We start from the raw sequence: 10048 nt of genomic DNA, 5'->3' as shown, positions 1-10048 counted from the left end.
CGAAGCAGGGTACCTGCGTGCGCGCACGGGCGCGCCCGCGCAGTTCTGCGACCATTTCGGCCACCAACTGCCGGGCCGTGTCGCGCAGCAGCAGGCGCGTCGTGCGGGCCTCCTGACCCTCGTTGATATGTTCGTTGCTGTGCTCCGCATCGATGATACGCATCAGCGTCAGCGCGTCTTCGATCATCGCGGTACGGGGGTCCCGGTAGCTGTAAGTCGTGTCGTTCATGGGATTCTCGGGCACTTGCCATAACCCTGGGAAGGTCTCGACCGTCCGGTTCAAGGCTTGCCGGTGTGGCGCCCTGCCGACTCGGTTTCTTGTCTGGTACGATGCACGGAGCGTGCCAGCAACCATACACTGCTTGCTTCAACAGCAATCACGCGAGAAATCAGTCAGTTGTGTCGCCGCATCGGCTGCGCGGCCCGGTTTTCCGCGGCGATTGCCGGCCTCAACTATGGAATGGATTCCATAGTTCTAGAACTTGGACCAGAGTCGAAGGGCACCCAGTCAGGCGCGTAACCTGATCGCAACCGTGATTTGCGCGACCGGTCAGCGAGACCGAAAGGCTTCGGCGCCAGGCGGCCCGGCCCCATAACCTGAATGTTCCGAAAATTAGTCGGCGTACTCAGGAAGAAATTCCTCATCCAGTGTTTGCTCCTGCGTGTATGGGCAGACTGACGGAAAGCAGTCGCGGCGAATGGCGGCCTCTCTTGCCGCCAATCCCACCGCGTCGCAATAGGCTTCGGCGACCAGGCCCGCGGGTCCGGGCTTGAGCCCTGGGGATTTGTCGAGCCGTCTCGCGATCCGGTCGCGCTGATCGTCGAGCGCCAACTGTCACCTTCTTCACCCTTCGTGATTGGGCTTTGCCCTATTCCTCGCCGGAGGGAGGCACCCAACTGTAGCCCATCACGCTTGAAAACATCGAACTCGTAAGATCGGGGTTAACTTCAATGTTGACGAGACGCAAAGCGTGTTTCTCGTCCAGCCGTATGCCTGGAACGACGATCTGGAATTCCTCCTGTGAAAACGCAGACTCCTGGGCTAATGCGGCGCGCACGCGCTTGTCGTGTTGCTCATTGTTCTTGAGAAGATTTATCAGCCAGGCTGCGGTCTTGCGCCGCGCCGCGGGTGAAAGCAGCTTCTTCTTGACCAAGATCGAGGCTTCAAAACCGAGCCTGCATTCGTCGTTGAAGCGAATGATCAGGAGGTCTCCGTTCTTGAATGCGGCGACCTGTTGCTTTCCCTTCTTGTCGAAATAGTTGTGGCTCACCGCAGTCTTGTCGAAGTCCGTTTCATGGAAGATCATCGGGCATTTGTCCGCTTCCTCCTCTTTTTCCACCCCAGCCCAGGTTGTGGAAGCCGGGAATGAAAGCAGCCAAGCAATGGCGGCGAGACCGAGTGACGTTCTGATCATCGTTGGTTGCGCTTCAGGTCTCGCTCGCCGTCAGCTTTTCGGCAGCTCTTTCGCGTCTTGTGGAATCTCAAGGTGCCAGCAAGCGCGCTCGACTATCACCTTGTCAATCACCTTAAGTTTGTGGTAGTTCTCCAGCTCTTTGGCGCCGGCTTCGGAGTACTGGCGGTAGTTGAAGGAGTTGGCCAAACCAATCAATGTGCTTTCCATTTCATCTTTCTTGTCGGTGGGCAAAACCCCGGAGTACGGAATGTCCAGGATGTTGTTCCGGTCGTAAACTGACTGTTCTACGCAATGCTTTGATGTTCTTTCGCCTTGCTTGAGCCAGCGAATAATTTCATCTTCCATTTTTTTCTTGACTTCATCTGCCGTGAGCTTCCCGTGGTTTTCGGCATAGACCTTGTCCACGGCGGTGCCCGCCTTGCCGTAGCCATAGGTGCGGTAAGTCCTTAAGCTCACTCCGGCTTTGCCGGCCGCTACGTTGTCATTATACATGATTCGGGCCTGATCGCTAACCAATCGCAGTGTGCTTGATATTCTGATGCGGTTGACATCCGACAATGCCATAGCGAATTGCAGCACTTTTGATGTGTATTCAGAGAGTACGGGCCGTGCTGATTTATCGAGAAGAATGATCCTGTCCGTCGTTCTTGGCTTTTCCCGCTCCTCGCCGGATGGCGCACTCATCAGTTTGCGCATGACCTTGATAGTAAGCCCCTTGGGGTCTACAACGCCATCTGGGCGCTTCAGCATCACTACGTACTGTTGTACGTGGAGAATCGCCGCGCTCGTTTCTTCTCCAATCAGCCCATTGACCGTCAATGGCTTGCAGCGTGATGCTCTCTTCAGCAGGGTGTTGTTGATCAACTGCTGAACGATTGCGACGTCTTCCTTGTCATTTTTCGCGCCTCGTCCGACCGAATGTTTGATGCTGTACATGAGGTTCTCCCGTGCGACCGAAGAAAAAATGAGAGCAAAAGCAGGAAACGGGGGGCAGGTGGAAAAAAAGGGGGTCGGGTCCAATAAAGGCAGTCAGATCTCTTTCTTCGGCCCCCGGTCATCTTTGCGCCAACGGCGCATGACACCAGACGATCTCTGCGCGCCCGCCGATTGCCAACATCGCTTCATCTTAGACCATAGGTGATGTTTGGGAAAGTTGCCGCCGCGACCTTTTTCGCCAACCTCGCACACTTGGTCGACACTCAGGCGCTCAGCACGCTCAAGCACCGGCGGTATCCCGGCCCCGGCAGCCCCCGACCGAACCGGGCAGGTGCGTCTGATGTCGAAGTGGCCGGTCCGTTTCACGCGTCGAAGTCGTAGCTGAACCCCTCCTCCGCCACCCCGATGGCAATCCGCCCGATGGTCCTGCCCGCCATGGTGCGGTTGAGGATCTCCCGACTGATGGCCGGCAGGACCGTATTGGTCAGTATGGCATCCACCACCCGGGCCCCGCTCTCGACCTCCGCGCAGCGCTTGGCGATCAGGTCCACCACCGCCTCGTCATAGCTGAGCACGGCGCGATGGTTGTCGGCGATCCGCTGCACGATCCGCTCGAGCTGGAGCCGGATGATGGTTGCCAGTATGTCATCGCTCAACGGGTAATAGGGGATGGTGACGATGCGCCCCAGGAGTGCGGGCGGGAAGGTCTTGAGCAAGGGTGCGCGCAGGGCCTGGGCCAGACCCTCCATATCCGGCATCAGCTCCGGGTCCCGGCACAGCCCCATGACGAGATCGGTGCCCACGTTGGTGGTGAGCAGGATCACGGTGTTGTGGAAGTCGATATAGCGGCCCTCGGCGTCCTCCATCCAGCCCTTGTCGAAGACCTGGAAGAAGATCTCGTGGACATCGGGGTGGGCCTTCTCGACCTCATCCAGGAGCACCACGCTGTAGGGCTTGCGGCGCACGGCCTCGGTCAGGATGCCGCCCTCGCCATAGCCGACATAGCCGGGGGGCGCGCCCTTGAGGGTGGAGACGGTATGGGCCTCCTGGAACTCGCTCATGTTGATGGTGATGATGTTCTGCTCGCCGCCGTAGAGTGCCTCGGCGAGTGCGAGCCCGGTCTCCGTCTTGCCCACGCCGGAGGGGCCGGCGAGCAGGAAGACGCCGATCGGCTTGTTGGGGTTGTCGAGCCGGGCGCGGGAGGTCTGGATGCGGGCAGCAATGGCATCGAGTGCGTGGCGCTGGCCGACGACCCGCCGGTTGAGGGTCTCGGCGAGGTTCAGCACCGCTTTGACTTCGTCCTTGACCATGCGGCCTACCGGGATACCGGTCCAGTCGGCGACGACGGAGGCGATGGCCTGGGCGTCGACGCTGGGCAGGATCAGGGGGCTTTCCCCTTGCAGTGCGGCAAGCTCGGTCTGGAGTGCGCGCAGCTTCTCCAGTGCCGCGGCGCGCTCGGCCTCGGACAGGGCAGGGGCCTCCTGGGTGACGGGGGCAGGGCTGCCCGTCGCGGCACCGGCGGCCTGCTCCAGGGCGCTGCCGGTCCCCTCGACCGGGGCCGCCTGGCCGCGCAGTTGCGCGCGCAGGTCCAGGATCTGCGCCACCACCGCCTGTTCCGCGTCCCAGCGGGCCTGGAGCCCCACCAGGCGTTCCCGTTCGGCGGCAAGCTTGCCGCTGGCCGAGCGCCCGCGCTCCGCGGTCTCTACGCCGACCGCGCTCTCGCGGCCGATGATGCCGAGTTCAGTCTCCAGGGCCTCGATCCGGCGTCGGCAGTCCTCGACCTCCGGGGGCTCCGACGACTGGCTGATGGCGACCCGGGCGCAGGCGGTATCGAGCAGGCTGACCGCCTTGTCCGGGAGCTGGCGCGCCGGGATGTATCGGTGGGACAGGCGTACCGCGGCCTCCAGACCCTCGTCCAGGAGTTGGACCTGATGGTGATTCTCCAGCGTCGAGGCCAGGCCTCGGAGCATCAGGATGGCCTTCTCCTCGCTCGGCTCGTCGACCTGGACGACCTGGAAGCGGCGGGTGAGCGCCGGGTCCTTCTCGATGTACTTCTTGTACTCGGCCCAGGTGGTGGCGGCGACGGTGCGGAGCGTCCCGCGGGCGAGGGCAGGCTTCAAGAGGTTCGCCGCATCCCCGGTGCCGGCGCTGCCGCCGGCACCGATCAGGGTATGGGCCTCGTCGATGAAGAGGATGATGGGCTTGGGCGAGGCCTGGACCTCTTCGATCACCTGGCGCAGCCGGTTCTCGAACTCGCCCTTCATGCTGGCGCCAGCCTGAAGCAGGCCCACGTCGAGGGTGCGCAGCGACACCTCCTTGAGCGGCGGGGGCACATCACCAGCGGCGATGCGAAGGGCAAAGCCCTCGACCACGGCGGTCTTGCCCACGCCGGCCTCGCCGGTCAGGATGGGGTTGTTCTGGCGGCGGCGCATCAGGATGTCGATGAGCTGCCGGATCTCCTCGTCGCGCCCGACGATGGGGTCCAACTCCCCCTTGCGGGCGCGTTCGGTCAGGTCCACGGAGAACTGCTTGAGCGCCTGCTGCTTGCCCAGTTGGGCCGGGGCCATGGCGTCGCTCGCCTCCCCCGGGGCCGCGCCGCCGCCCAGGGGCGAGCCGGCGGTCGCCGCCATGCGCTCCTCCGGGGAGCCCGCGACGATGGCGGCGAAGGCGTCGATCAGGGCATCGATCTGGACCTTGTCGAACTGGCGGGAGATACCGAGCAGGGTGCCGCGCAGCCCCTTGGTCTTGAGGATGCCCACCAGCAGGTGCCCGGTGCGCACCTGGGACGCGCCGAACATGAGCGTCGCATAGGACCAGGCCTCCTTGACCGCCTCCTCGACGTCGGACGACAGGTCCGAGCTGGAGCGCGAGCCGCGCGGCAGCCGGTCCAGGGCCTCGGTCAGGTCCCGCGCGAGCCCCGCCGGGTCGAGTTGGAAGCGGCCGCTGATCCGGTGCAGGTCCGAGTCCTGGACCTGGATGATCTGGTTGAACCAATGCACCAGCTCCACATAGGGATTGCCGCGCAGCTTGCAGAAGGTGAAGGCACTGTCGATCGCCTTGTAGGCGAGCGGATTGAGCTTGCCGAAGAGGGCGGCGCGGCTGATCTCGGTCATGGGACGACTCCTGGGCCTGTGGTGATACGGCGGATGGGTGCTGGTTTCGACAGAGAGGTTGCGGACGGGGCGAATGCCCCGTCCGGCCCGAGTCCAGTAGAGAACGCTGTGGCGCCGTTGTCGTTGTCGTTGTCGTTGTCGTTGTCGTTGTCGTAATCGAGGTTATCGTAGTGCCCCGGATTCTCCCGTACCCTAAAGTGCATTGCTTCCTTCGGCCTACCGCGCCGTGCCGGCCTGGTCGTCGCCGTGCCTGGCCTGGGGCCGCTGCCGATTCGGATCGAGCTTCAGATCATCCCCATCGCGCCCGAGCGGTCCGCTCGCGAGCCAGGTGGTCCAGCCCAGCCGCGGACCGTTGCCCAGGCACAGGCGCGGGACCTGGGCCGCGGCCAGGACCGGGTTGATGTCCCACTCCAGCGCGTCGCCGACATAGTTGCGGACCACTGACGTGACCCGCGCCAGGGCGGCGTTGCCGGGCAGCAGGCCCAGGTATTCGGTGAGCCCGACCGGGCCGATGCGCACGCGAAACTTGGACTGCTGGTCCCAGACCCGCCCGCCCAGGGTCGTGGTCGCGCCCAGGGCCCCGGTCTGCGGCGTCTCCCCCAGCCGCAGCCGGCAGTCGGGGGGCAGTTCCAGCCAGCGGCCGACGAATTCCTCGATCTGCACCGGCAGGGCCAGCAGGTGCCGCAGGATGGCGACCAGCCCCTCCGGGTGGCGGGTCTGGCAGCCGAGGTGGCCGGCGTAATGGCGTTTGGCCAGGTCCGGCATGGCGTCGCGGTCCTGGAAGGCGGGCATGGCGGTGCCGCTGAGGCTGGCCAGATAGGTGCCGAAGCGGTCCTGGTCCGGGCGGTCGAAGCTGACCGCCGGCTGCGCCTGGGCCCAGGCGCGGTACAGCAGGGCGAGCATCCGGTGATTGAAGAGGTCGAGAAAGCGCGCGAAGCTGGTGTCACCGGCATGGCGCTCGCGCTCGCGTGCGTATTCAGTCAGGTGCAGGGGCAGGGGGCCGTTGGGTCCGAGCAGGCCCAGGAAATAGACCAGCAGGCGCGGTGCCCGGGCGGCCCCGGACTGCTCCAGGGCGGCCAGTTCCGCCGGGGCGAAGCGCATGGACGGCCGTTGGCCCAGACGCACCGGGTCGTCGGCGGGCCTGGCGGTGGCGCCGATGCGCGGGCGCTCCGGTTGCAGGCAGTCGAGCCGGCGCAGCGTCTGGCAGAAGCCGAAGGACCAGGGGGCGGCGGCCAGCTCGCCCAGCAGGAGTGCCCGCGCGCGCTCCCGGTCGGCCGCGGCCGCGGCGGCAACCGCGGGGGCGGGCGCCGTCACCGGGTCGGGCGCCGGCCGATGATCGCCGGCCATCGCATCAGCTCCCCGCGCCCGGTCTTCAACACCGTCTCGGTGAAGGCGTTGATGGAGCAGTAGCGCGCAAAGAATCGGGCCAGGACGGCCCCGAGCAGAAAGGCACCGGTGCCCTCGAAGGCGGTCTCGTCGCACTCCACCGCGACCTCCAGCCCGCGCCCATAGGTCACCGGCCGCACCCCGGGCAGCCGCCGCACGATGGGCCGGGAGGACACCCGCAGGATGCCGTCCACCTGCTTGCGCAGGTCGGCGTCGGTGAGCCCCCCGTAGAGTCCCAGCAGCTCCCGCAAGGCCGCGGCGCCCTGGCCGCCGTCCGTGTCGGCGAGCGACAGATAGTTGAGCGAGAGGTGGCTGATCAGCCGCCAGGCGGTGTCTCCATGGGCGTGGGAGGGGCGGGGCGGGGTCGGTCCGGCGCGCACGCGCACGGCGCGCACCGGGGCCCCGGACTCGAGCGTGAAGTCGGTCTTGCCGGTCCCGACCGGCATGAGCAGCGGCAGGTCGCGATTGGTGCAGAGTCCGGTCACCGCGAGTTGTCGCAGTTCGGCCGACCAGGGGGCCTGCGCCGCATCCACCAGATTGACGAAGACCTCGCTCCCCACATAGCTCGAACGCGTGCCCCGGCGCTGTTGGCGCGACGACAGGCGGCGCGGGACCCGGTGGACGCTGTAATAGGCGGGCTGCCCGCCCCCCTGAGCGAGGGTGGCGGGGGCGTAGAAGGGCCGGAATTCACGCGCCGCGGTCGTGCCGGACCCATAGCCCGTCACACTGTCGACCCGGTAGACCTCGAAATCCAGCGCGCGGGTGCGGTCCGGGACCAGGTGCTGCTCGGGGCCGGTCGCGCTCAGATGGATGCGGTCGAGGCGTTTGGGAAAGAGATTGATCGCCGGGCTGCAATGCAGCGCGAAATTGGCCGCGTCCAGCACCCGCTCCAGGCCCGGCGCCGGCTGCCCCAGGAGCAGGATCAGGTCGACCTCGGGGGCGTCGAGGCGCTGCAGGACCGGCCCCAGGCCGTCGATGGCGATGAACAGATAGCGCTGCGGAAAGGCGAAATATTCGTGGAGGTTGCGATAGCCCTGAAAGGATGCGGGGGCATAGGGCAGCAGCGACTCGTCGTCCGCGAAGCCCAGGGGGCGCAGTGCCGTGGCCGGCAGCGTCTCGATCCAGGGCAGGGGGCGCGCCGTGGGCTGCACCAGTACCGCGACCGTGTCGCCTGACAGCCGGGCGTAAAGCTCGAAGGGCAATTGGTCCGCCCCCTGGAGGAACAGCACCAGTTGGAAGCGCTCCGGGCGCCCCGGGGCGAGTTGGGCGAAGGTCAGATTGGCCGTGGTGCGCAGCCGCAGCCGGATGCCCGCCTTGCTGCGTTTGAGCGCCGGCAGGTCGGCCTTGGCGACCGGCCCGGTATGGCTGAAATACTCGGCCGCGGTCAGTTCCATGGGCCAGAGGCGCACCGGGTGGGCGGTGCGATACTCGCAGGCGGTCTGGGCGTCGCGGCCCAGGGTACCGCGCAACACCGTGTCGCGGGGGAGGTCGAAGCCCTCGGCCAGGGCGCCCTCGGCCAGGTCCGGCTGCAGCTCCACCACCGCCATCGACGGGGTTGGGGCCAGGTAGTGCGGGTAGACCATCTCCAGGAAGTGTTGGGTGAAGGTCGGGAATTCCGCGTCGATCTTGAGCTGGACCCGGGCGGCGAGGTAGGCGAAGCCCTCCAGCAGGCGCTCCACATAGGGGTCGGCGCACTCGAAGCTCTCCAACCCGAGCCGGGCGGCGATCTTGGGGAATTCGGCGGCCAGTTCGCCGCCCATCTCGCGCATGAAGCGCAGTTCGCGGTTGTAATACCCGAGCAGGCGTGGGTCCATCGCTTGGTGTCCCTAGCCCGTGTAGGGGCTGACCGTGACATCGCCCATTTCGAGGTCGATCTCGGTCTTGAGATAGATGCGCAGCGGGACCGGCTGGGCCCACAGGTCGCCCTCGATGAGAAAGGTCATGGCCTGGTGGCTCATCTGGCCCTCATTGACCTCGAGGCGAACGTTCAGCGTATGGCGGATGATCCGCGGCTCGAAGTCCGTGATGGCCTGACGCAGGGTGCGCTCGAGCGCCGCCGGGTCGGTGCCGGAGAGGGTGGTGCCGGAGAGGTCCGGGATGCCGAAATTGAGCACGGAACCCAAGACCTCGGGATAGGCGCCGAGGTCCTGCGCCGCGGCGAGGTTGGTGGTGTTGAGCAGCCAGGCCAGATCGCGCAGGACCGTCTCGCGCAGGCGGCTGAGCGAGAAGTCCCGCTGCTCGCGCGACTCCCGCGGATTGCCGGGCTCGTGATCGGTGAGCCGATCGAGCAGCGAGGGTTGCAGCCGCTCGCGATGGATCAGCTCAGCCACCGGCAGCGTCCGCGGCGGCCGGGATCGGCCCGGGTGGGTCGGGTTGACGCGCCGCGGGGTCGGTCGCGAGCACGATGGTACGGACATCCATCAGGGGGTACTCGCCGCCGTCGGTGAAGAACATGCGCTGGCCCAGGCCGACAAAGGTGTCGCCCGCCTGCTCCAGCCAGTCGGTCCGGCGGCTGCGGCGCACCTCGGCGTCCGGTGAGGCCTCCGAGCCCGGATAGCGGGTCGGGATCAGGCCCACGGCCTCGCCGGCGTTGGCCCAGGTGAAGTGGGCCGGCATCCACACCAGGTCCCGCAGGTCCTGCGGGGGGTCCAGGTGCATGGCGCGGATGCGTTCAAACGGTATCCAGTAATAGCGCCCATTGACGATCGCCTCCAGGACCGGCCCCAGGCGGCTGTCGCCGTCCATGATCCACGCGAACGGGGTGCCGTCGATGGTTCCGGGCGTCGCCGGGGCCGCCTCCAGGGCGCGCTCGCGCAGTGCCCGCGCCTGCTCGCCCGCCCCCTGCGCGACCAGGCGCTGCGCCTGGAGCAGGAGTGCGAACCATTCCTCGGGCTCGCCGAAGACCATCGGCGAGCGCCCGCCGGCAAAGATCTCCGCACGTAACACCTCGCAGCGCAGCGCCTCGCGGTAGGTCTGCACCATGGCCAGGTTCCCGGCGTCCAATTCGCCGGCCACGGTGAGCTGAGTCAGGGCCCGCTCCCACTGTCCCATCAGGGCCAGGAGCTGGAAGAGGAAGACGCGATAGCGCGCATTGGCGGGCTCGCGGCGCACCTGTTCCTGGAGTCGGCGCAGAGATTCTTCCGGGTCGCCCTCGCGCCACCGGTCTTCGGCCAGCATGATGATCTCTCCCGGCGGCGG

The 10048-nt window shown here is 66.4% G+C and carries 10 protein-coding genes; all 10 read right to left on the bottom strand.

All coding sequences use genetic code 11. The annotated features are described in order from the left end of the window. A partial coding sequence (locus tag QZY48_RS22095) for a hypothetical protein (protein WP_295435201.1) occupies positions 1–229 on the bottom strand: 229 nt, incomplete at its 3' end. Between the two features lie 384 nt (positions 230–613). Continuing rightward, positions 614–832 carry a DUF29 family protein gene (locus QZY48_RS22090; protein ID WP_295435199.1) on the bottom strand — a complete coding sequence of 73 codons (219 nt, stop codon included), beginning with the start codon at positions 830–832 and terminating at the stop codon, positions 614–616. Positions 833–869: 37 nt separating this feature from the next. Further along, the gene (locus tag QZY48_RS22085) at positions 870–1415 is read right to left on the bottom strand and encodes a hypothetical protein (protein ID WP_295435197.1); all 546 of its coding nucleotides are present in this window, start codon (positions 1413–1415) and stop codon (positions 870–872) included. Between the two features lie 30 nt (positions 1416–1445). Beyond that, the gene (locus QZY48_RS22080) at positions 1446–2351 is read right to left on the bottom strand and encodes a hypothetical protein (protein ID WP_295435195.1); all 906 of its coding nucleotides are present in this window, start codon (positions 2349–2351) and stop codon (positions 1446–1448) included. Between the two features lie 362 nt (positions 2352–2713). Further along, positions 2714–5464: a type VI secretion system ATPase TssH gene (tssH, locus tag QZY48_RS22075; protein WP_295435193.1), complete on the bottom strand. Its 2751-nt coding sequence runs from the start codon at positions 5462–5464 to the stop codon at positions 2714–2716. Next, positions 5461–5667, bottom strand: a complete 207-nt coding sequence (locus tag QZY48_RS22070) for a hypothetical protein (RefSeq protein ID WP_295435192.1) — start codon at positions 5665–5667, stop codon at positions 5461–5463. The genes tssH and QZY48_RS22070 overlap by 4 nt, the downstream gene beginning before the upstream one ends. 13 nt (positions 5668–5680) lie before the next feature. Then, positions 5681–6811 (bottom strand): type VI secretion system baseplate subunit TssG, encoded by a 1131-nt coding sequence (gene tssG, locus QZY48_RS22065; RefSeq protein WP_295435190.1) that lies wholly within the window; start codon positions 6809–6811, stop codon positions 5681–5683. Next, on the bottom strand, positions 6775–8664 hold the full coding sequence (tssF, locus tag QZY48_RS22060) for a type VI secretion system baseplate subunit TssF (RefSeq protein ID WP_295435188.1): 1890 nt from the start codon (positions 8662–8664) through the stop codon (positions 6775–6777). Before tssF ends, tssG begins: the two co-directional genes overlap by 37 nt. Positions 8665–8676: 12 nt before the next feature. Beyond that, on the bottom strand, positions 8677–9180 hold the full coding sequence (gene tssE, locus QZY48_RS22055) for a type VI secretion system baseplate subunit TssE (protein WP_295435186.1): 504 nt from the start codon (positions 9178–9180) through the stop codon (positions 8677–8679). Next, a partial coding sequence (locus tag QZY48_RS22050; protein WP_295435184.1) for a type VI secretion system accessory protein TagJ occupies positions 9173–10048 on the bottom strand: 876 nt, incomplete at its 5' end. The genes QZY48_RS22050 and tssE, both read right to left, overlap by 8 nt.

It is taken from the genome of uncultured Thiodictyon sp., assembly GCF_903828115.1.
Lineage (GTDB): Bacteria > Pseudomonadota > Gammaproteobacteria > Chromatiales > Chromatiaceae > Thiodictyon.
This window is presented reverse-complemented; position numbering and strand designations above follow the sequence as displayed.

Bases quoted from the DNA above. Each gene is read 5' to 3' on its own strand.
- tssF (WP_295435188.1), bottom strand. From the start codon at position 8,664: ATGGACCCACGCCTGCTCGGGTATTACAACCGCGAACTGCGCTTCATG.
- tssG (WP_295435190.1), bottom strand. From the start codon at position 6,811: ATGGCCGGCGATCATCGGCCGGCGCCCGACCCGGTGACGGCGCCCGCC.
- QZY48_RS22085 (WP_295435197.1), bottom strand. From the start codon at position 1,415: ATGATCAGAACGTCACTCGGTCTCGCCGCCATTGCTTGGCTGCTTTCA.
- QZY48_RS22080 (WP_295435195.1), bottom strand. From the start codon at position 2,351: ATGTACAGCATCAAACATTCGGTCGGACGAGGCGCGAAAAATGACAAG.
- tssH (WP_295435193.1), bottom strand. From the start codon at position 5,464: ATGACCGAGATCAGCCGCGCCGCCCTCTTCGGCAAGCTCAATCCGCTC.
- QZY48_RS22070 (WP_295435192.1), bottom strand. From the start codon at position 5,667: ATGCACTTTAGGGTACGGGAGAATCCGGGGCACTACGATAACCTCGAT.